Source organism: Ralstonia psammae, from assembly GCF_958405935.1.
Classification (GTDB): Bacteria; Pseudomonadota; Gammaproteobacteria; order Burkholderiales; family Burkholderiaceae; genus Ralstonia; species Ralstonia psammae.
Genome location: NZ_CATZBU010000008.1, coordinates 44665 through 65248 on the forward strand (window position 1 = coordinate 44665; position 20584 = coordinate 65248).

The 20584-nt window shown below is 65.6% G+C and carries 18 protein-coding genes; 13 read left to right on the forward strand and 5 right to left on the reverse strand.

The window, feature by feature from the left end:
- Positions 1 to 76: 76 nt before the first annotated feature.
- Genes R2N16_RS16540 through R2N16_RS16550 form a run of 3 tightly spaced genes read right to left on the reverse strand, consistent with a single transcriptional unit; the run spans position 77 to position 3630 of the window.
- Positions 77 to 1717 (reverse strand): rhodanese-related sulfurtransferase, encoded by a 1641-nt coding sequence (locus tag R2N16_RS16540; protein WP_316666823.1) that lies wholly within the window; start codon positions 1715 to 1717, stop codon positions 77 to 79.
- Positions 1714 to 2361: a cysteine dioxygenase family protein gene (locus R2N16_RS16545; RefSeq protein ID WP_316666824.1), complete on the reverse strand. Its 648-nt coding sequence runs from the start codon at positions 2359 to 2361 to the stop codon at positions 1714 to 1716. Before R2N16_RS16545 ends, R2N16_RS16540 begins: the two co-directional genes overlap by 4 nt.
- Positions 2362 to 2421: 60 nt before the next feature.
- Positions 2422 to 3630, reverse strand: a complete 1209-nt coding sequence (locus R2N16_RS16550; RefSeq protein WP_316666825.1) for an acyl-CoA dehydrogenase family protein — start codon at positions 3628 to 3630, stop codon at positions 2422 to 2424.
- A gap of 197 nt (positions 3631 to 3827) precedes the next feature.
- Between R2N16_RS16550 and R2N16_RS16555 the strand changes: the two genes are divergently transcribed.
- Genes R2N16_RS16555 through R2N16_RS16585 form a run of 7 tightly spaced genes read left to right on the forward strand, consistent with a single transcriptional unit; the run spans position 3828 to position 10843 of the window.
- Entirely contained in the window at positions 3828 to 4919 is a 1092-nt protein-coding gene (locus R2N16_RS16555; RefSeq protein WP_316666826.1) for an LLM class flavin-dependent oxidoreductase, read from the forward strand.
- Between the two features lie 9 nt (positions 4920 to 4928).
- Positions 4929 to 5768 carry a class II aldolase/adducin family protein gene (locus tag R2N16_RS16560; protein WP_316666827.1) on the forward strand — a complete coding sequence of 280 codons (840 nt, stop codon included), beginning with the start codon at positions 4929 to 4931 and terminating at the stop codon, positions 5766 to 5768.
- 49 nt (positions 5769 to 5817) lie between these two features.
- Positions 5818 to 6825: an ABC transporter substrate-binding protein gene (locus R2N16_RS16565; protein WP_316666828.1), complete on the forward strand. Its 1008-nt coding sequence runs from the start codon at positions 5818 to 5820 to the stop codon at positions 6823 to 6825.
- A 35-nt stretch (positions 6826 to 6860) separates the two neighbouring features.
- Complete coding sequence (locus R2N16_RS16570) at positions 6861 to 7898, forward strand: ABC transporter permease (protein WP_316666830.1); 1038 nt, start codon at positions 6861 to 6863, stop codon at positions 7896 to 7898.
- Positions 7892 to 8692, forward strand: coding sequence for an ABC transporter ATP-binding protein (locus R2N16_RS16575; RefSeq protein WP_316666832.1), 801 nt, complete (start codon positions 7892 to 7894; stop codon positions 8690 to 8692). Before R2N16_RS16570 ends, R2N16_RS16575 begins: the two co-directional genes overlap by 7 nt.
- 14 nt (positions 8693 to 8706) lie before the next feature.
- On the forward strand, positions 8707 to 9876 hold the full coding sequence (locus R2N16_RS16580) for a c-type cytochrome (RefSeq protein ID WP_316666833.1): 1170 nt from the start codon (positions 8707 to 8709) through the stop codon (positions 9874 to 9876).
- Between the two features lie 25 nt (positions 9877 to 9901).
- Positions 9902 to 10843, forward strand: a complete 942-nt coding sequence (locus R2N16_RS16585) for an ABC transporter substrate-binding protein (protein ID WP_316666835.1) — start codon at positions 9902 to 9904, stop codon at positions 10841 to 10843.
- Here the strand turns inward: R2N16_RS16585 and R2N16_RS16590 are convergent.
- Together R2N16_RS16590 and R2N16_RS16595 are read right to left on the reverse strand one after the other, a co-directional pair.
- Positions 10840 to 11205: a hypothetical protein gene (locus R2N16_RS16590; RefSeq protein WP_316666837.1), complete on the reverse strand. Its 366-nt coding sequence runs from the start codon at positions 11203 to 11205 to the stop codon at positions 10840 to 10842. The genes R2N16_RS16585 and R2N16_RS16590 overlap by 4 nt on opposite strands.
- A gap of 53 nt (positions 11206 to 11258) precedes the next feature.
- Positions 11259 to 12155 carry a LysR family transcriptional regulator gene (locus R2N16_RS16595; protein WP_316666838.1) on the reverse strand — a complete coding sequence of 299 codons (897 nt, stop codon included), beginning with the start codon at positions 12153 to 12155 and terminating at the stop codon, positions 11259 to 11261.
- A gap of 130 nt (positions 12156 to 12285) precedes the next feature.
- Here R2N16_RS16595 and R2N16_RS16600 point away from each other — a divergent pair, with 130 nt between their 5' ends.
- From R2N16_RS16600 to garD, 6 genes are all read left to right on the forward strand, one after another.
- The gene (locus R2N16_RS16600; protein WP_316666839.1) at positions 12286 to 13347 is read left to right on the forward strand and encodes an SMP-30/gluconolactonase/LRE family protein; all 1062 of its coding nucleotides are present in this window, start codon (positions 12286 to 12288) and stop codon (positions 13345 to 13347) included.
- A gap of 183 nt (positions 13348 to 13530) precedes the next feature.
- Positions 13531 to 14469 (forward strand): 5-dehydro-4-deoxyglucarate dehydratase, encoded by a 939-nt coding sequence (gene kdgD, locus R2N16_RS16605; RefSeq protein ID WP_316666840.1) that lies wholly within the window; start codon positions 13531 to 13533, stop codon positions 14467 to 14469.
- 27 nt (positions 14470 to 14496) lie between these two features.
- A complete protein-coding gene (locus R2N16_RS16610; protein WP_316666842.1) occupies positions 14497 to 16068 on the forward strand; it encodes an aldehyde dehydrogenase (NADP(+)) in 1572 nt (523 codons plus the stop codon).
- 98 nt (positions 16069 to 16166) lie between these two features.
- On the forward strand, positions 16167 to 17519 hold the full coding sequence (locus tag R2N16_RS16615; protein ID WP_316666844.1) for an MFS transporter: 1353 nt from the start codon (positions 16167 to 16169) through the stop codon (positions 17517 to 17519).
- A gap of 18 nt (positions 17520 to 17537) precedes the next feature.
- Positions 17538 to 18947, forward strand: coding sequence for an enolase C-terminal domain-like protein (locus R2N16_RS16620; RefSeq protein WP_316666845.1), 1410 nt, complete (start codon positions 17538 to 17540; stop codon positions 18945 to 18947).
- Positions 18948 to 18982: 35 nt separating this feature from the next.
- Complete coding sequence (garD, locus tag R2N16_RS16625) at positions 18983 to 20584, forward strand: galactarate dehydratase (RefSeq protein ID WP_316666846.1); 1602 nt, start codon at positions 18983 to 18985, stop codon at positions 20582 to 20584.

A 20584-nucleotide genomic window follows, 5' to 3' on the forward strand; every position in this document is an offset into this window, starting at 1 on the left:
CTCAGATGCGGAGTGTTGGAACCCGAAGTGTCGAGTTCAATACGCCAAGCCTGACGTTCCGAACATCGTAGGCCAGTCAGATCACCCGGAACCCGTGCGTTCCATCGCGCCGCAACTGCTCGACCAGCCCGAACTCCCAATCGAGATACGCCTGCATTGCTGCGCGCGGTGCGCTCGTGCCTTCGTACGGGCGGCGGTAGCGGTCGATGCGGTCTGAGGCCAGATGGGTCTCGCCGGTTTCAACGGGCAGGCCGGCGGCCACCCATGCCGCGGTGCCACCGTCGAGCACCCACACCTCGGCCTGCGTCAGCTTGGCCAGGTCGGTGGCGGCAAAACGGGCGAGCTGGCTGGAGCCGCACGTCAGCACGTAGCGGCGTGCCGCCGGGATGCGCGTGAGCGCGGCGGGCAAGTCCGAACGCACGGCAAACCACGCGCCCGGAATATGCCGCGCAACGTAATTGGCGCTGCGCGTCACGTCAATGACGGCCGTGTCGCCAGCTTCCAGCCAGCCGGCCAGAGCGCGGGCGTCGACGGTGCGCACAACGGGAGGCTGGGGGGCGGGTGTCTGCCACGTGCCGGTGACGCTGCGCTCGCTGGCGTCGACCGGATCGACGACATAGACCTCCCAGCCCATTTGGGCGAGCCATGAAGCGGACATGTCGGCGCGCACGCCGTCGTCATCGGCCAGGACGATGCGTGCACCGCGTACGGCGGCAGTGTGGTCGGTCTCCTGCACGAGCTGGCCGCCGGGCGCGCTGGCAAAGCCGGGCAGGTGGCCGGCGGCGTATTCCTCGGGCGTGCGTACGTCGAGCTTGTAGAGCGTGCGATCCGGCACCTCGAGTTTGGCAACGTCAACCAGCGCTATGCGCGGTACGTTGGCGCGTTCGGCCACGGCGCGCGCATCGGCTTGTGCCTGTGCGCGCGTGCCTGCGGAGACGTCTTGCGGATGCCGGCGGCTTGCACCGTGGTCGAGCACCTGATCGGCCAACAGCCAGCCGATGGTGCCATTGCGCAGTGCCGCCACCGGGTTGGGAATGCCCGCATTCACGAGCGATTGCGTCCCGATGATGCTGCGCGTGCGCCCCGCGCAATTGACGATGACCTGCGTGCTCGGGTCCGGCGCGAGTTCACGGATGCGCAATACCAGTTCCGCACCCGGCACACTCGTCGCGGTGGGGATGCTCATGGTTTGGAACTCTTCATAACGGCGCGAATCGACGATGACCACGTCGCGCTTGGCATCGAGCAGCGCCTTGACCTCCTGCGCGCTGAACGACGGTGTGTGGCGATGCGCCTCCACGTATTCGCCAAAGGCCTTGCTGGGCACATTCACGTCCTGGAACACTTCGCCGCCGGCCGCGCGCCAGCCATCCAGGCCACCTTCAAGCAGGTACACGCGCGTATAGCCGAGTTCGGCCAGCTTGGCGGCCGCCAGCGGTGCGAGGTCCACGCCCGCGTGAACGCCATACAGCACGATCAGCGTATCGCGGCGCGGAATGCGCGACCAGGCTTCCAGCTCCAGCCGAGAGAGCGGCAGGTTGGCTGCCCACAGCGGATGCGCCTGCGCGTACGGGTCTTCTTCGCGTACGTCGACCAGCGCGATCTCCTTGCGGGCCAGCAGGGCCGCGCGCACGTCGGCATACGCGAGCGTGGGGACGTGGGTTTCGGCCAGCGGTGCAGCCACCGGCGATTCGATGAAGTCGATAGGGCTGCTCATGATGCGGGCGTGTCCTTGGAGCGATCCCAGAGATTGGGCAGGTGAGTATTCGAATAACCGGAAACGAAGGGCTTGCGCTCGCCGTCTTCCGTATAGACGGAGCGGTGGATGCCGCCGATGTTGCCGCCGTACACGTGGATGCTGATCGACGTGCGATCGTCAAAGGCGTTGTGCACGCGGTGGATGTCGCCCACGCGCGGCGAGACGCGTTCGACAGCGCCGGGTTCCAGGCGGATGGCGGCGCCGTCGGGTTGGGGTTTGCCTTGCGCATCGAGCTTGAACGGCTGCGAATATTCCGCACCGCGCAGCATGCCGATCAGGCCCCAGGTGGTGTGGTCGTGAATGGGCGTACGCTGGCCGGGGCCCCAGACAAAGCTGACGATGGAAAAGCGCTCGCCGGAATCGGCATGCAGCAGGAACTGCTGGAAGTGCTCGGGGTGCGGCTGCGCGTATTCGGCAGGCAGCCAGTCGTCGCGGGCGACGAGCGCACCGAGCAGGGCGCCGGCGCGGGAAAGGATCTCGGCTTCGTTCGGCTGCTGATCGAGCAGGCGCGACAGCGCGGTCACGAAATCACGCAGCGGTGCAATGGACTGCGATTGCGCGGGTGTCGCAGCGGAAACAGTAGCGAGGGCAGGCGTGCTCATCGGCAGATTCCTGATGTGGGACGTTGGCTCATCTTGCTGGACTTGGTTGACGGCGTCTACTTAAACCCCAAGTGCGGTGCGGCCAGCAGCCAGCAGGATGGAGTCGTTCTGCGGCGTGTGGATGCGGCTGCACAGCACGTCGCGGTAGTGCCGCTCCAGCGGGTTGTGGCGCGACAGCCCATGGTTGCCGGATAACTGCAGCGCAAGTTCCACCGCGCGGATGGCGTTGGTGGTGACGGTGTACTTGAGGAGCCCGCTGTCAACGATGGGCAGCGGCGAGCCCGCGTCCGCTGCCTCGGCTGCGTGATCGAGCAGCACGCGGTTGGTGCGCAGCGCGGCGGCAATCTCGCCCACCGCTTCCTGCATGCGCGGCAGCGTTGCCAGCGGGCCGCCCAGGTTGCCAGGCGCGCGCGTGTTCAGGAACCGGGTGAGCCAGTCACACGCGGCCTGCGCAACGGCGTCGTACAGGCTGCCGAGCAGCACGGTCATCCACGCTTGCTGGTCGAGTTGCGCGCTGGTGTCGGCTTGTGCGGCACCGTGCGTCACCCATTCCGCAGCGGCGCGAATGTCGACAGCGTGGTCCAGCGGAATCTCCGCGTCTTCCAGGACAACGTCGTGGCTGCCCGAGGCACGCAGGCCGAGGTGATTCCAGGTCTCTTCGATGCGGATACCGGGTGTTTCCAGCGACGGACGCGGCACGAGAAAGATGCCCACGCGTGGCTCCGCCTCGTCGGTGCGGCCCCATACGGCCAGCCAGCGCAGGGCAGGGCTGCCGGTGCTGTAGAGCTTGCGGCCCCGGATGCGCCAGGTGTTGCCGACACGCTTTGCCACCGTGGCCGGCAAGCCACCGCGTGCGGGCGTGCCCAGATCGGGCTCCACGCGCAGCGCGTTGATGAGCGCGCCTTCATTCAACGCAGTGGCGAACACCTGTTGCCGAATATGCGCGGGCCAGCGCGTATCGGCACGTGCGATGGCGCGGTGCTGCAGGTACGTCATCGTCAGCACGAGCGCGGTGGCCGCATCGGCATGCGCGATGGACGCAATGATCTGCCGCGCGGTTATCAGGCTGGCACCGCCACCACCATGCGTTTGCGGAATGACTTGTGCGATCAAGCCCGAGGCGTGCAGCAACGCAAAGTTATCGTGCGGGAAGCTGCCATGGAGGTCGTGCTCTGCGGCGGACGCAGCCAACTGCGGAGCAATGGAGGCCAGCACTTCGGCAAGCCGGTCGGGCGGCGTGGGCAGACGATGCAAGGGAGCAGACGACATGACGATGCAATGTGCGAAGCAGGTGACATTGCCGCACAGCCTATCCGTGTTGCCACGCGCCGCGAACGATCTATGCCGAATATGCAGCGTTGAAATTATTCGTTAGTGCCGCGCCGGCGGTGACGTAACTTGATTCGCATGCATGGCAGGGTGCAACGCCTCGCCAGCCTTCTAACGATATGCGGAACGGAGCCAACATGAGCGTCGATTTCATCGGCATGATTCAGAGCCAGAAGCAGTCGGAAATCCATCCGGCCGATCCCAACGGGCCGGTGGTTGACCGCGAGTACGTGCGTGCCTTTGCACAGGCGCATGAGGCGGCCGGTTTTGATCGCATCCTGGTGCCGCATCATTCAACGGGGCCGTCGGCCACGCTCACGATCTCGTACGCAGCGGCGCTAACCGAACGCATTCACTTCATGCTCGCGCACCGGCCGGGCTTTACCAACCCGACGTTGGCCGCGCGCCAGATTGCCACGCTGGACCAGTTCACAGGGGGGCGCTTGGGTGTGCATTTCATCTCGGGCGGTTCTGACAGCGAGCAACGACGCGATGGTGATTATCTCGACCACGACCAGCGCTATGCGCGCACGGATGAATACCTGGGCATCCTGCGCCGCATCTGGACGGAATCGAAACCGTTCGACCACGAGGGCGCGTTCTATCGCTTTGAGCAAGGCTTCTCTGAAGTGAAGCCCGCGCAGAAGCCGCATGTGCCGATCTACTTCGGCGGTGCATCGGACGTGGCCGTCGAGGTGGCCGGCAAGCATGCCGACGTTTATGCGCTGTGGGGCGAATCGCTTGACCAGGTGCGCGATCTGACCACGCGTGTGCGGGCGGAAGCCGCCAAGCATGGGCGCAGCATCCGGTTCTCGGTGTCGTTCCGGCCGATCCTGGCGGACACGGAAGATGCTGCCTGGGCACGTGCAGAGCGCATCCTCGAACGAACCCGCGCGCTACGCGTGCAGCAGGGCTACAGCCGGGGCGGCCCGCAACAGAGCGAGGGCGCACGCCGCCTGCTAGCGGCAGCAGAGCAAGGTGAGCGCGTCGACAAACGTTTGTGGACCGCCATTGCCAAAGAGACCGGCGGACGCTCGAACTCCACCGCGCTGGTCGGCACGCCGGAGCAGGTGGCCGATGCCCTGCTCGACTATTACGACCTGGGCGTCACCACCTTCCTGATCCGCGGCTTCGACCCGCTGGAAGATGTGGTGGATTACGGTCGCACGCTCATCCCGCGCGTGCGCGAGCTGGTTGCGCAGCGTGATGCGCAACGCAAGGCTGCGTGAGGCTCGGGCATGAGCGCAGTCCTTTCCATCGAACGCGCGGCATCGTCCACGCTCAAGCTGAACAGCACACCACAGCAGAAGTTCTGGTTTGATCCGCCTGCAGCGCGGCCCACGCTCGAGGCCGAACGGCGCCATCGGCAAGAGCGCCTTGCGGGCGCCTTCCGCCTGTTTGCGCGGCATGGTTTCGACCTCGGGCTGGCGGGCCATATCACCGCGCGCGATCCGGAGTTGACGGACCACTTCTGGGTCAACCCGCTGGGGGTGCATTTCTCGCGCATCAAGGTGTCGGACTTGCTGCTCGTGAACGCGCGTGGCGAGACCGTTATCGGCAACCGGCCGCTCAACAAGGCGGCGTTTGCGATTCATGCGGCGATTCACGAAGCGCATCCGCATATCGTGGCTGCCGCGCATACCCATTCGACATACGGCAAGGCGTGGTCGACGCTGGGCCGGTCGCTTGATCCGCTCACGCAGGATGCGTGCTCGTTCTATGGAGACCACGCGCTGTTCGACGACTTCACAGGCATGGTGGTCGACGCGAGCGAGGGCGAGCGCATAGCGCAGGCACTCACCAAGCCGGACGGCGGCACGCACAAAGGCGTGATCCTGAAGAACCACGGCATCCTCTCGGCCGGGCCGACGGTGGAAGCGGCGGCATGGTGGTACATCGCGCTGGACAACGTTGCCCACACGCAGTTGCTGGCCGAAGCCGCCGGCACGCCGCGGCCCATTGACGCTGCCACCGCACGCCACACGAACAGTCAGGTGGGCGGACAAGAGGGCGCGCTGCATGCGTTCGAGAGCCTTTACGCCGGCCTGGTCGCTGCCGAGCCGGACGTGCTGGATTAAGCCCGCGCCTGACAAAACATATCGAACGCATCATCACGGGGAGCATTCAATGAGCCAAGAGACAGCGGGCATCTCGCGCCGCAAGGTATTGCATGCGGCGGCGGCCACGGCGCTGGCCGCGCCGGCATTGATTCTGGGCCGCAGGGCCTACTCGCAACCGCGCAAATTGACGTTTGCGTGGAACCAGAACTCGTTTTGCCTGACACCCATCGTGGTGGCGCAGGAACGCGGCTTCTTCGAAAAGAATGGTTTGCACGTCGACCTGATCAACTACAGCGGGTCAACCGATCAACTGCTCGAATCCATCGCCACCGGCAAGGCCGATGCGGCGGTGGGCATGATCCACCGCTGGCTCAAGCCGCTGGAGGCCGGCTTTGACGTGAAGATCATCGGCAGCTCGCACGGCGGTTGCGTACGGCTTGTCGGCTCCAAGGCAGCAGGCGTCACCAACCTGGCAGCGCTCAAGGGAAAGACCGTGGGCGTGAGTGATCTGGCCGCGCCCGGCAAACACTTCTTCACCATCTTGCTGGCCAAGAACGGCATTGACCCGGACAAGGACATTACCTGGCGCCAATACCCGGCCGACCTGCTGGGCGTGGCGGTAGACAAGGGCGAGATCCAGGCGATTGCCGACGGCGACCCGAACCTCTACCTGCTGGAGAAGCGCACGAATGGCGCTTACGTTGAACTCGCCACGAACCTCTCTGGTGAATACGCGCGCAAGGTCTGCTGCGTGATCGGTGCACGCGGCGAGCTGGTACGCAATGACCGCCCGACGGCATCGGCACTGGCGCGCTCCATCGTGCAGGCCACGGAGTTCGTCAACGAGAACCCCAATGAAGCCGCCAAGGTGTTCGCCAAGTATTCGCCCAAGGTGGCGCTGGAAGACTTGCGCAAGCTCTACGCCACGCTCACCTACACGCATCACCCAACGGGCGTCGACCTGCGCGACGAGATCGCCTTCTACGCCGAAGACTTCCGCCGCATCGGCGTCATCAAGAAGACGACCGACCCGCAACGTCTGGCACAGCACGTGTACGTGAACGTGCTGGCCTGATGCACACCGCGTGAGCACATGAGGAACACATTGACATGAGCACCCTCCCGCAAACACTGGAGGCGCCCGCCGCGCTGTCCAATCCATTTGCCGATGCCGTCGCCCGCGGAAGCGTCTGGCGCACCGGCACAGTGGCCGCTTTGGCCTGGGTAGCCTTCGGGCTGCTGACGTGGCGCTGGCCCAACCACGTGGTGGGCTTCAGCGATTGGGCATTCACGGCGGAACTGGGTGGTGCCGCGTTGCTCGTCGGCATGGCGCTGTTCGTGCTGGCTTTGGCCGCGCCCTATGTCACACCGCTGCGTGCCGCGCAGGAGGCGCTGCAGCCCGCGGGCCCATGGCTCATCGCGGTGCCCGCCGTGCTGGCGCTGTGGGAAGTGCTGACGGCTAAATCCGGCGCGTTGCCCACACCGTTCTTTGCGCCGCCGCAGGCATTGATCGAGGTCTACTCGGAAGACTGGCCGCGTCTGGGCGACAGTGTGCTCAACACGCTCAAGCTGCTCGGCATCGGCTATTTCCTGGGCGCGTTGACGGGCTTTCTGGTGGGCGTTTCGATCGGCTGGTCGCGTGCGGTCGGGTACTGGGTGCATCCGGTGCTGCGCATTCTTGGGCCACTGCCGGCCACGGCGCTGTTGCCGATCACGTTCTACTTCTTCCCGTCGAGCTATTCGGCGGCGGCCTTCCTGATTGCCCTGGCAGCCGGCTTTCCGGTGGCGGTGCTCACATGGTCCGGCGTGGCAGGCGTCAGCAAGAGCTATTACGACGTCGCTCGCACGCTGGGTGCATCCAACGCGTTCCTGGTGCTGCGTGTTGCGATTCCGGCGGCCTTGCCGCAGGTGTTCGTTGGGCTGTTCATGGGCCTGGGTGCCTCGTTCACCGTGCTGGTGACTGCCGAGATGATGGGCGTGAAATCTGGCCTCGGTTGGTACCTGACCTGGGCCCAAGGCTGGGCATCGTACGTGAACATGTATGCCGCCCTGATCGTCATGGCGTTGCTGTTCTCCAGCATCATCACGCTGCTGTTCAAGGTGCGTGACCGCGCCCTGGTCTGGCAGAAGGGGACGCTGAAATGGTAGCCGTGCTCGAACGCGAGGCGCCGCCGCCTGCGGCCGCCAGCGGGGCCCGCATCGACGTGCAGGGTGTCAGCCACTGGTTTGGCAGCCGGGCCAATCCGCTGCAAGTGCTCGACAGCGTGAACCTGACCGTACAGCCCGGCGAGTTTGTGGCGCTGCTCGGGCCGAGTGGTTGCGGCAAGTCCACGTTGCTGCGCCTGATCGCGGGGCTGGAGGCGCCAACGCGCGGCCGTATCCTGCAGGACGACGCATCCATCAACGCGCCGGACCCGTCGCGTGTGGTCGTCTTCCAAGACCCAACGCTTTACCCGTGGCGGCGCGTGTGGGACAACGTTGCCCTGGGTCTGCAAGCGCGTGGCGTGCTCAACGCAGAGCGCGATCGCGTGGACGATGCGCTGGAACGCGTGGGGCTGGGCGGCTTCCATCGCGCGTTTCCGCATGAGCTGTCGGGCGGCATGGCGCAGCGTGTGGCGCTGGCGCGTGCGCTGGTCAACGATCCGCAATTGCTGGTGCTGGACGAGCCGTTGGGCAAACTGGATTCACTCACGCGGCTGGCCATGCAGAGTGAGCTGGTGACGCTCTGGCAGCGCGCGCGTTTCTCGACCGTGCTGGTGACGCACGATGTGGAGGAGGCGCTGTTCCTGGCCCAGCGTGTGGTCATCTTCAGCCCGCGCCCGGCCCGCATCGCGGCAGAGCTGACGGTGGATCTGCCTTACCCACGCCATCGTGGCGATCCGCGCCTGAGCGCGTTGCGGCACGAAGCGCTGGGTCATCTCGGCCTGGGCGAGACCTGGTAGATGGCGGCACCATCATGAGTGGACCGGAAGCGACGGTCTGGCTCAACGCGTTGCTCCGCTTTCTGCAATGGGCGCAGCACGGCGTGCTGGTGCTGTTGCACACGCTCGGGCTGACAGGCGAGGCGCACGGGCAACCGGCATGGCCATGGGACGTACGCATCGCCGGGGAGACCCTGCTGATCGATCTGGGGCAAGCGCGGCAGCTTGGCGTGACGTTCATCGCCGTCGCGCTGGCGTTGCTGGCCGTCGTGATTGCCGTGCTGGTGCGCCGCTGGCGTGCGGTGTCGTTGGGCGTCGCCGCGGGCTTTCTGGTGGTGGCGCCGTGGCCGTCGGTGGTTGTGCTGGCGCCGGCCATGCCGACGAGTTTCCATGTGAGTCCAACGGCGTTTTCGGTGGTGTCCATCACGCACGGCACGCGCGTCTACAACACTGCCTGTGCAAGCTGCCACGGTGCAGATGGCCGGGGCGAAGGCCCGTTGACCGCCACGCTCACGCGCTGGCCGCCCACGGTCGTCGGCCCGTTGCTTGGCCGTCGTGCAGATGGCGAACTGTTCTGGCACATCGCCCACGGGATGCAGGACGTGCAAGGCGTGACCACCATGCCCGCGTTCGCCGATCGATTGAGCGACACCGATATCTGGGCCGTACTCGATTACATGAAGGTGCTGGCTGCGAGTGGCGGCGTGCGTGCCGGCGGCTGGCCCTTGCCGGTGGCACTGCCGGCGTTGTCGGTGCGCTGCGGCGATGCCCCGCCCCAATCATTGGTCGCGTGGCGCAACGGGCAGCGCGTGCGCGTGGTTGCCGTGGATGCCGCATCGGGAAACGGCATCCCGCTTGAAGATCCGCGCTTCCAGACGTTGCTCATCACGCCGGACGGCACGTTGCCACCGCCCACGCGCGCTTTCCAGGCGCGCTGCGTGGCAGCAAGCGCCGACGCGTGGGACGTTTTCGCCGCCATTGCAGGCGCCGGGCCGCAAGCGTTCTCCGGCACGCAGTTGCTGGCCGATCGCAACGGCTGGTTGCGCGCGCGCGGCGAACCCGGCACGACGTGGTCCGACGCCGATTTCCTCTGCACATCCGCCGCGCGCGAGACAACCCCAACCCACGCAAGCGGCCTCGATTCGCTGATCGCCCGCATGGACGCCGAACCGGTGCGCTATGTGAAAGGCGGCTTCATTCATTGACCCTCGACCTCATCGCTCCACCACCATGCCGCAACATCGACGCCGTTTCCTGCAATCCACTTTGGCGCTGGCTGCCGCGCCTGCGTTGTCTTTCGCGCAACCCCGCATCGTGCTCAAGGCCGGCGACCAGAAGGGTGGGCTGCGCGCGCTGCTCGAAGCCGCCGATGCGCTCAAGGGCGTGCCGTACGACATCCAGTGGACCGAGTTTCCTGCCGCTGCGCCGCTGGCCGAAGCGCTCAACGCGGGTGCGGTCGACTTGGGCCCCATTGGCGATGCGCCTGCCATCTTTGCGTTGGCGGCGGGCACGCGTATCAAGCTGATCGGCGCGAACCGATCCGACCCGTACGGCACGGCGGTGCTGGTGCGGCCCGATTCTCCGTTGAAGACAGCGGCGGACCTGAAAGGCAAATCGATCGGCACCAACCGCGGGTCGATCGGGCACTTCGTGGCGCTCAAGGCGTTGGAATCTGCCGGGCTTGGTCCGGATGACGCCAACTTCCGCTTCCTGCCGCCCGCCGATGCCAAGCTCGCGCTGGTCAATGGTTCGATCGATGCGTGGTCAACGTGGGAGCCCTATACGGCGATGGCCGAAACTGCCAGGCATGCGCGCGTGCTGGTCAGCGGGCGAGGGTTGTGGTCGGGCCTGAGCTATCTGGCCGCAACCGACGCTGCCCTGGCGGCCAAGCGCGATGCACTGCGCGATTTCTTGCAGCGCGTCGTCCGTGCACAGGTGTGGTCATACCAGCATGTCGACAGCTATTCGGCCACGCTGGCCCGCATCATCGGTATTGCGCCGGAGGCCGCGCGGTTGCAGTTTGCGCGGCGCCAGACGGTGTGGCGCGCCATCGATCCGCAGATCGTCGCGGAGCAGCAGCGCACGGCCGATTTCTACGTGAAAGTCGGTCTGCTCAAGCAGCGGCTGGAGGTGGCCTCCACCTTTGATACGGGGTTTGCATTGGCGGCCTAGCGGGCATTGCCCGAATGCGATTCCGCACTGGGCCGCGAGCCGCCCTGCGGGCCAGCAGTGCCGGGCGCTCCTGCGACGCTCTTGGGCAGGTTGGCGACGGGCGTGTTGGCGTCTGGGGCGTTGTTGCCGCCCTTGCCGAAGCGAGCCGCCAAGCGGTCCTGCACTTCGGTCAGTTGGGCCTGCTCTTGCGCTTTCTGCGTGCGTTCCGTCTCCGCCTGTTGGGCGGCGGCGGCTTGTTGGGCCGGCGTTGGTGGTGGCAGCTTGCCGTGGGTGGGATGCGAAAGCACCACCCCAGCCAAGCCGATGACCACTGCGGCGGGCCACATGGGGGGGCGGCGAATGTTCCGGCGTGTTTGCGGCATGGCGGTCTCCTGGTCGGGTCACCAGGGGCCAGCAAGCGAGGTGCCGCGTGAGCTTAGCGCCCCTCGGCAAGCGAGTTGTGCAGCACCGTCTTCAACACGTTGAACACCGGGTTGTCGTTGTCCTTGCGATAGGCCATCCAGAGTTCGACCGGCTTGGCCGGCGTGGTGCGCACCGGGCGATAGACCACGCCCTCGAAGTGCAACATGGCCGCTGCCGCTGGGATGAGCGCCACGCCAATGCCCGCACGGACCAATGCCAGCATCGAATGGATCTGGCTGACATATTCGACGATGTCGGGCAGCACCTCCGCGCGCTCGAAGAGGCTGCTCACCATCTGGTGGAAATAGCGCGCTTCGTATGGCGAATACATCAGCAGCGGCTGGCCCTCGCAATCGCGCAGGCTGGGGCGTTGCGGCCAACTGTCGGCCACGGCTTCCGGCAGGGCGATCACGAGCGCTTCCTGCGAGCACGGCACGGCAATCAGCTCGCCGTGCTCCACCGGCGGGCGCAGCAAGCCGACGTCGATCTCGCGCGCGTCGAGCGCCGAGAGTTGCGCACCGCTCACCATCTCCTTCAGCGTCAATCGCACGCCGGGTGACGCGGCCCGCACGGCGCTCACCAGCGAAGGCAGCTTCCCGTAGCCGACCGAGGCTGTAAACCCGATCGCCAACTGCCCTGCAGCGCCCGTCGCCACACGGCGGGCCGTGGCCGCCGCCTCATCCGCCAACCGCAGGATGCGTGACGCATCGGGCAGAAAACTGCGTCCCGCCGCCGTCAGCTTGACCGAGCGGCTGTTGCGCTCCAGCAGCTCCGTCCCGACCTGATGTTCGAGCAAGCGCACCTGGCGCGACAGCGGCGGCTGCGTCATGTGCAGACGTTCCGCCGCCCGCCCAAAGTGCAGTTCTTCGGCCACGGCAACAAAGCAGCGGAGTTGGCTGAGTTCAAACATCGATTCAAAACCTGTATGGATTGAGTCAGTGCTTATCTTGAATCGGAAAGATCGCCGATGCAAGAATCGGCTCGCCCTTGGGGCGGATCGACAACACCCCGAGGCCAACAACAATCATCAGGAGGCAGGCATGTCGATGGAAAGCACGGAAGTGGGGCGCCGCAGATTTCTCAGGAGCGCGGCGGGGGCGGGTCTTGCAGCGGCCAGCGGTTTGGCCGGCGCGCAGAAGGTCGAAGGGTTCAAGCCGAACGCGCGCTACCCAGACGTGGCGGTGGAAGTGCTTGACCCGAGCTTCCTGAAATATCGCCTCTACAGCAGCTCGGTCGAGCAGCTTGCAACCGGCATGCGCTGGGCGGAGGGGCCGGTGTATTTTCCGGCCGGGCGCTACCTGCTGGTGAGCGACATTCCCAACAACCGCATCATGAAATACGACGAGACGAACGGCGCGTTCAGCGTGTTCCGCGAGCCGTCGAACTACGCCAACGGCAATACGCGCGACCGGCAAGGGCGTCTCGTCACGTGCGAGCACTCCGTCACGCGCCGCATCACGCGCACGGAATTCAACGGCAGCATCACCGTGCTGGCCGATCAATACCAGGGCAAGCGCCTGAACGCGCCCAACGACATCGTGGTCAAGTCCGACGACAGCATCTGGTTTACCGACCCGACGTTCGGCATCAACGGCAACTGGGAGGGCTTCAAGGCGCAGCCGGAACAGGCCACCACCAACGTCTACCGGATCGATCCGAACGGCAGCATCCGCGCGATCATCACCGACCTCGTGAACCCGAACGGCTTGGCGTTCTCGCCCGACGAGAAGAAGCTCTACGTGGTTGAGTGGAAGGGCACACCGTCACGCAGCATCTGGAGCTACGACATCGCGGCCGACGGCACGGCGTCCAACAAGACCAAGCTGATCGACGCCAACGGCGCGGGCGCGCTGGATGGTTTTCGCGTCGACAAGGACGGCAACCTGTGGTGCGGCTGGGGGGCGGACGGGCGCCTGGGCGTCAGTTCAGTCGACTACGACGGCGTGAAGGTCTTCAACGCGCACGGCAAGCCGATCGGCTTCATTCACCTGCCGGAACGCTGCCCTAATCTGACCTTCGGCGGGCCGAAGAACAATCGCCTGTACATGGCGAGTTCGCACTCCCTGTACGCGCTCTACGTCGAGGCCGAAGGCGCGGTATGACGCGGCGTTGATCCAACGCGGCCGCGCCGTCACGTGCGGCCGCAGCATCCGGATCGTTGGACTAGGGAAGACCCTGTATCAATACAAGTTCTGTATTAATCGAGTCAGCAGTTGGCTTGGACTTGAATCGATCCCGATGCAAGAATGCGTCCATCAACAACACGTATTCAGCACGAGCGAGACATGACCCGATACAGCCCCAAAGAATTCGCCCAACAGATCGGCTCCGGTCTGCTGTCCTTCCCGGTCACGCACTTCAAGGCGTCGGACCTGTCGTTCGACGAGGCAGCGTATCGCGCCAACCTGAACTGGCTCTTCAGCCACGATGCCGCCGGCCTGTTTGCCGCAGGCGGCACGGGTGAGTTCTTCTCGCTCACCGCTGCTGAAACCGACCGCGTGGTGCGCGCCGCCGTGGCGGAAACCGCCGGCAAGATTCCGGTGATCGCGCCGGCCGGCCGCGGCACTGCCGAATCGATCGAATACTGCAAGGCCGCTGAAGCTGCCGGCGCTGACGGCATCCTGCTGCTGCCGCCGTACCTGACTGAAGCGTCTGCCGACGGCGTGGCCGCGCACGTGGAACAGGTCTGCAAATCGACCAAGCTGGGCGTGATCGTCTACAACCGCGCCAACCAGATCCTCGACGAGAACCACCTGGAACGCCTGGCCGACCGCTGCCCGAACCTGGTCGGTTTCAAGGACGGTGTGGGCGACCTGGAACTGATGACCCGCATCTACGCCCGCCTGGGCGACCGCTTCACCTACGTTGGTGGCCTGCCGACCGCCGAGACCTTTGCGCTGCCGTACCTGACGATGGGCGTGTCGACGTATTCGTCGGCCATCTTCAACTTCGTGCCCAAGTTCGCGCTAGAGTTCTACGCCGCCGTGCGCGCGTTCGACAATGCCAAGGTCTACAAAATGCTGAACGAGTTCGTGTTGCCGTACATCCAGCTGCGCAATCGCAAGCGCGGCTATGCGGTGTCGATCGTCAAGGCCGGTATGAAGGTCATCGGCCGCGATGCAGGTCCGGTACGCGCCCCGTTGACCGACCTGACCGACGCCGAGATCGCAGAACTGTCGGCGTTGGTGTCGCGCATTGCCGAAGTGGAAAAGCTGGCGGCCTGAGCGCAACCGAAAACACAAGGAATCCAAATGCAATTGAGCGGCGAACTGTTGTTGGGTGCCGCCCGCGTAGCGGGTGGTGCCGGCAAGGTTCGCGCCATGAACCCCGCCGCCGGGGAATGGCTCGAACCGGAATTCACCCTGGCCTCCAAGGCCGATGCCGCACGTGCCGCTGAACTGGCCGCCGCGGCGTTTGACGTTTACCGCGAGACCGCGCCGGAAACCCGCGCAGCCTTCCTGGAAGCCATCGCCAGCCAAATCGAGGCGCTGGGTGATGCGCTGATCGAACGCGCGATGGCCGAATCGGCATTGCCGCGTCCGCGCCTGGAAGGGGAGCGTGGCCGCACGTGCGGTCAGCTTCGTCTGTTTGCAAGCGTGGTGCGTGCCGGCGATGCCGTGGGCGCGCGCCTCGATTCGGCACTGCCGGAGCGCAAGCCGCTGCCACGCTCCGACCTGCGCATGCGCCGCATTGCGCTGGGTCCCGTGGCCGTGTTTGGCGCGAGCAACTTCCCGCTGGCGTTCTCGGTGGCGGGTGGTGATACCGCGTCGGCGCTGGCTGCGGGTTGCCCGGTTGTCGTAAAGGCGCATCCGGCGCACCCGGGTACGTCCGAGCTGGTGGGCCGCGCCATTCAAGCCGCGGTTGCGCAGTGCGCGCTGCCGGAGGGCGTGTTCTCGCTCATCCTGGCGGACAACGACGTGGCCGGCGCACTGGTGGCCGATCCGCGCATCCAGGCGGTTGGCTTTACCGGCTCGCGCGCCGGCGGTCAGGCGCTGCTGCGTATTGCGCAGGCGCGTCCGCAGCCGATTCCGGTGTATGGCGAACTGAGCGCCATCAACCCTGTCTTCCTGCTGCCCGATGCACTGGCCAAGCGCGCTGCCGCGCTGGGTCAGCAGTACGTGGCATCGCTCACGATGGGCGCGGGCCAGTTCTGTACGAACCCGGGCCTGCTGCTCGCCATCGACGGGCCGGAGCTCGATGCCTTTGAAGCTGCAGCCGCTGCTGCCATGGGCGGCGTGGCCGCGCAACCGATGCTCACGGCCGGCATCCACACCGCCTACGCGCGCGGCGTCGACAAGCTGGCTGCCGAGGCCAACGTGCGCTGCGTCGCGCGTGGGCAAGACAGCGACCAGCCCAACCGCGGGCAAGCCGGTTTCTACATCACCGATGCCAAGAGCTTCCAGGCGCAACCGACGCTGCACGACGAGATCTTCGGCGCGACAGGCCTCGTTGTGCGCTGCCGCGATGCAGAAGAGCTGCGCACACTGGCCGAATCGCTGGAAGGCCAGTTGACCGCCACGCTGCATCTGGACGCTGGCGACATCGCGATCGCGCGTTCGCTGCTGCCGATTCTCGAACGCAAGGCGGGCCGCATTCTGGCCAACGGCTGGCCGACCGGCGTTGAAGTGTGCCAGGCCATGGTGCACGGCGGTCCCTGGCCGGCAACAACGGATGCCCGTACGACTTCGGTCGGCACGGCAGCCATCGAGCGCTTCCTGCGCCCGGTGTGCTACCAGGATCTGCCGGCCGAACTGCTGCCCGAGGCGCTCCAAGACGCCAACCCGCTCAAGCTGCGCCGTCTGGTGGATGGCAGCTGGGCCTGAAGTCGCAACACTCAATTAGCAAAACAACATGCCGGGCCGAACAGGACCCGGCAACCTGAACCGACCGGCACGACGGGTGCCGGCTTAAGGAGGAGACGATGGACATCAAAGCCCCCGCGGTGGGAGCCCAAGCCGTGCCGCGCACTGAGCGCATGAGCCGCGTGCGTTTCGTGATCCTCGCGATGCTGTTTATCGTGACGACCATCAACTACGCCGATCGCGCGACCATCTCCATTGCCGGCTCGGCCATGCAGAAGGAACTCGGCATCGATGCCGTGTCGCTGGGCTATATTTTTTCGGCATTCGGCTGGGCCTATGTGATTGCGCAGATTCCGGGCGGCTGGCTGCTTGACCGCTTCGGTTCCAAGCGCGTGTACACGTTCAGCATTCTGCTGTGGTCGCTGTTCACGCTGGCCCAGGGTGCGATCGGCTTCTTTACCGGCGCCGCCGCCATCGTCATGGTGTTCTGCCTGCGCTTTCTGGTCGGGGCCGCAGAGGCTCCGTCCTTCCCGGCGAACAGCCGTATCGTGGCAGCGTGGTTTCCGGCCAACGAGCGCGGCACTGCAGCGGCCATCTTCAACTCGGCGCAGTATGCCGCCACGGTGGTGTTTGCCCCGCTGATGGCCTGGCTGGTGCACGCGTTCGGCTGGCATCACGTGTTTATCGTGATGGGCGTGATCGGCATCGTCATGGCGGTCGTTTGGAAAGCGTTCGTGCACGAACCGAAGGACCACCCAGGCGTCAACCGCGCAGAAATCGAGTACATCGAAGCCGGCGGCGGCCTGGTCAACATGGACCGTTCTGGCGTTGCAAAGACCGAGGGGCCGAAACTCGGCTACGTCAAGCAGCTCCTGCAGAACCGCATGCTGATGGGTGTGTACATTGCGCAGTACTGCATCAATGCGCTCACGTACTTCTTCATCACGTGGTTCCCGGTGTACCTGGTGCAGGCGCGCGGCATGTCGATCCTGAAGGCGGGCTTCGTCGCGTCGATTCCGGCGGTGTGCGGCTTCCTGGGCGGCATTCTGGGCGGGATCATCTCTGACGCGCTGCTTCGCCGTGGGGCCTCCCTTTCGGTGGCGCGCAAGGTGCCCATCGTGGTGGGCATGCTGCTCTCCATGACCATGGTGATCTGCAACTACGTCGACGCGCAGTCCGTCGTGGTGGCGGTGATGGCGCTGTCGTTCTTCGGCAAGGGGCTCGGTGCGCTGGGCTGGGCAGTGAACTCGGATACGGCGCCCAAGCAGATCGCCGGGTTGTCGGGCGCCCTGATGAACACCTTCGGCAACCTGTCGAGCATCACGACCCCCATCGCCATCGGTTACATCGTCAACACCACGGGTTCGTTCAACGGTGCGCTGGTGTACGTCGGTATCCATGCCGCGGTTGCCATCGTCTGCTACCTGTTCATGGTGGGCGAGATCAAGCGTGTGGAACTCAAGCCGCTGTAAGCCACGGGAGCCTTGGAAGTGACGTTGCAATCGATCGAATCCGGCGCACGCACCCACACACCGCGTGTGACGGAGATGCAGGTGATCCCCGTCGCGGGCCGCGACAGCATGCTGCTGAACCTGTGCGGTGCGCATGCTCCGTTCTTTACGCGCAACCTCGTCATCCTGAAGGACAACGCCGGGCGCACTGGCGTGGGTGAGGTGCCGGGCGGGGAGGGCATCCGTCAGGCGCTGGAGCGCGTGATTCCGCTGGTGATCGGTCAATCGGTCGGTCGTACCAACGGCGTGCTGAACAGCATTCGCCGTGCTCTTGCGGGTGGCGGCAATGCGGCGCATCAGGCGACGGTGCACCAGGTGACTTCTGCTTCGGAAGCTGCCGTGCTGCGCCAGCCGCACGAGATCAACCTGCGCATGGACAACGTCATCACGGCAGTGGAAGCGGCGCTGCTCGATCTGCTCGGTCAGTTTCTGGAGGTGCCGGTGGCCGAGCTGCTCGGCGCCGGCCAGCAGCGCGATAGCGCCCCAATGCTCGCCTATCTGTTCTACGTGGGCGATCGTCGCAAAACCGATCTACCGTACCTGGACGGCGCCCGCGGCGCCGACGACTGGCTGCGCCTGCGCCACGAAGCCGCCATGACGCCCGCCGCTATCGCTCGTTTGGCCGAAGCCGCTACCGAGCGATACGGCTTTGCCGATTTCAAGCTCAAGGGCGGCGTGATGCCCGGCGCCGAAGAGATGGAAGCAATTGCCGCCATCAAGGCGCGTTTTCCGGAAAGCCGCGTAACGCTGGACCCGAATGGCGCATGGTCGCTCAACGAGGCGATTGCGCTGTGCAAGGGCCAAGGACATCTGCTGGCCTATGCCGAAGACCCGTGCGGCCCCGAAGCCGGCTACTCGGGCCGTGAGGTGATGGCTGAGTTCAAGCACGCGACCGGTATTCCGACCGCCACGAACATGATCGCCACCGATTGGCGCCAGATGGGACACGCCGTCCAACTGCACGCGGTGGATATTCCGCTGGCCGATCCCCATTTCTGGACCATGCAAGGCTCCGTGCGTGTCGCGCAGCTGTGCGACGAGTGGGGCTTGACGTGGGGCTCGCACTCCAACAACCACTTCGACGTGTCGCTGGCGATGTTCACGCACGTGGCTGCTGCCGCGCCGGGCAACATCACGGCAATCGATACGCACTGGATCTGGCAGGAAGCCGAGGAGCGCCTGACGCGCGAACCGCTGCGCATCCGGGGCGGCCATGTGGCCGTGCCCGAGCGTCCGGGCCTCGGTATCGAAATCGACATGGACCGCGTCATGGCGGCTCATGCGCTGCACAAGACCCTGGGCCCCGGCGCGCGCGACGACGCCACGGCCATGCAATACCTCGTGCCGGGCTGGACGTATGACCCGAAACGTCCGAGCCTGGGGCGTTGAAACGAAACCCGTTTGAATCAATCACGGAGTCTGTGATGTCTGAACCGACGCTGGCCCCTGAAGCCGGCAACGCAACTGAAAAGGCGCTGACGATCCGCGTGCACGACGGTGACAACGTCGCCATCGTCGTCAACGCACGGGGCTTGCCCGCCGGCACGGCACTGTCCGATGGCACCGTGCTCGTCGAAGGCGTGCCGCAAGGCCACAAGGTAGCGCTGGCCGACCTGGCTGAGGGCGACGCCATCATCCGCTATAACGAGGTGATCGGTTATGCCGTGAAGCCGCTGCCGCGCGGTAGCTGGGTCAACGAGCACGCCGTGAAGCTGCCGTCCGCGCCCGCGCTGGATGAGCTGCCGCTCGCCACGCGCCCCGATCCCAATCTCGCCAAGCTCGAGGGCTATACCTTCGAGGGCTATCGCAACGCAGACGGCACGGTCGGCACGAAGAACGTGCTCGGTATCATGACCAGCGTGCAGTGCGTGGCGGGCGTGACCGACTACGTCGTCGGCCGCATCAAGCGTGAATTGCTGCCGCGTTATCCAAACGTTGATGATGTCGTCGCACTCAATCACGTCTATGGATGCGGTGTCGCCATCAACGCGCCCGCGGCCATCGTGCCCATCCGCACCCTGCAAAACCTTGCGCTCAACCCGAACTTCGGCGGCGAGATCATGGTTATCGGCCTGGGCTGCGAAAAGCTCGTGCCCGAACGCCTCGTGCCCGAGAAGCTCGCCCCGGGTGGCCGCATTCCTATCGAAGTTGCCGGCACGGCGGATTCGCCGGTGCTGCGTCTGCAAGACGAGGCCTTTGACGGCTTCATCGGCATGACCGACGCCATCATGGAGATGGCTGAGCGCCGCCTTGAGCACCTGAACAAGCGCCAGCGTGAAACCTGCCCGGCATCGGACCTCGTGGTCGGGGTGCAGTGCGGCGGCAGCGATGCCTTTTCGGGCGTGACGGCCAACCCGGCCGTCGGCTTTGCGGCGGACCTGATCGTGCGTGCCGGCGGCACGGTGATGTTCTCGGAAGTGACCGAGGTGCGCGACGCCATCCATCTGCTCACCCCGCGCGCCATCGACGAAGACGTCGGCCGTGCGCTGCTGCGCGAGATGGCCTGGTACGACAACTACCTCAGCGGCGGCCAGACTGACCGCAGCGCCAACCCGTCGCCCGGCAACAAGAAGGGTGGCCTGTCCAACGTGGTGGAAAAGGCGCTGGGTTCGATCGTGAAGTCGGGCAGCACGCCCATCGTCGACGTGCTTGGCCCCGGTGAGAAAGTGCGTCGCAAGGGCCTGATCTTTGCCGCGACACCCGCGAGCGATTTCGTGTGCGGCACGTTGCAGCTGGCCTCCGGCATGAACCTGCAGGTGTTCACCACCGGCCGCGGCACGCCGTATGGCCTGGCCATGGCGCCGGTCATCAAGGTGTCGACGCGCAAGGCGCTGTCCGAGCGCTGGCATGACCTGATCGATCTCGACGCCGGCCGCATCGCTACGGGCGAAGCGAGCATTGCCGACATTGGCTGGGAGCTGTTCCACCTGATTCTTGACGTGGCGAGCGGCCGCAAGCAAGTTTGCGCCGACAAGCTGGGCCTGCATAATGCGCTGGCTCTGTTTAACCCCGCCCCGGTGACCTGA

Excerpts from the sequence above, each read along its gene's own strand:
- R2N16_RS16540 (WP_316666823.1), bottom strand. The coding sequence starts at position 1,717 with ATGAGCAGCCCTATCGACTTCATCGAATCGCCGGTGGCTGCACCGCTG.
- R2N16_RS16545 (WP_316666824.1), bottom strand. The coding sequence starts at position 2,361 with ATGAGCACGCCTGCCCTCGCTACTGTTTCCGCTGCGACACCCGCGCAA.
- R2N16_RS16550 (WP_316666825.1), bottom strand. The coding sequence starts at position 3,630 with ATGTCGTCTGCTCCCTTGCATCGTCTGCCCACGCCGCCCGACCGGCTT.
- R2N16_RS16555 (WP_316666826.1), top strand. The coding sequence starts at position 3,828 with ATGAGCGTCGATTTCATCGGCATGATTCAGAGCCAGAAGCAGTCGGAA.
- R2N16_RS16560 (WP_316666827.1), top strand. The coding sequence starts at position 4,929 with ATGAGCGCAGTCCTTTCCATCGAACGCGCGGCATCGTCCACGCTCAAG.
- R2N16_RS16565 (WP_316666828.1), top strand. The coding sequence starts at position 5,818 with ATGAGCCAAGAGACAGCGGGCATCTCGCGCCGCAAGGTATTGCATGCG.
- R2N16_RS16570 (WP_316666830.1), top strand. The coding sequence starts at position 6,861 with ATGAGCACCCTCCCGCAAACACTGGAGGCGCCCGCCGCGCTGTCCAAT.
- R2N16_RS16575 (WP_316666832.1), top strand. The coding sequence starts at position 7,892 with ATGGTAGCCGTGCTCGAACGCGAGGCGCCGCCGCCTGCGGCCGCCAGC.
- R2N16_RS16580 (WP_316666833.1), top strand. The coding sequence starts at position 8,707 with ATGAGTGGACCGGAAGCGACGGTCTGGCTCAACGCGTTGCTCCGCTTT.
- R2N16_RS16585 (WP_316666835.1), top strand. The coding sequence starts at position 9,902 with ATGCCGCAACATCGACGCCGTTTCCTGCAATCCACTTTGGCGCTGGCT.
- R2N16_RS16590 (WP_316666837.1), bottom strand. The coding sequence starts at position 11,205 with ATGCCGCAAACACGCCGGAACATTCGCCGCCCCCCCATGTGGCCCGCC.
- R2N16_RS16595 (WP_316666838.1), bottom strand. The coding sequence starts at position 12,155 with ATGTTTGAACTCAGCCAACTCCGCTGCTTTGTTGCCGTGGCCGAAGAA.
- R2N16_RS16600 (WP_316666839.1), top strand. The coding sequence starts at position 12,286 with ATGTCGATGGAAAGCACGGAAGTGGGGCGCCGCAGATTTCTCAGGAGC.
- kdgD (WP_316666840.1), top strand. The coding sequence starts at position 13,531 with ATGACCCGATACAGCCCCAAAGAATTCGCCCAACAGATCGGCTCCGGT.
- R2N16_RS16610 (WP_316666842.1), top strand. The coding sequence starts at position 14,497 with ATGCAATTGAGCGGCGAACTGTTGTTGGGTGCCGCCCGCGTAGCGGGT.
- R2N16_RS16615 (WP_316666844.1), top strand. The coding sequence starts at position 16,167 with ATGGACATCAAAGCCCCCGCGGTGGGAGCCCAAGCCGTGCCGCGCACT.
- garD (WP_316666846.1), top strand. The coding sequence starts at position 18,983 with ATGTCTGAACCGACGCTGGCCCCTGAAGCCGGCAACGCAACTGAAAAG.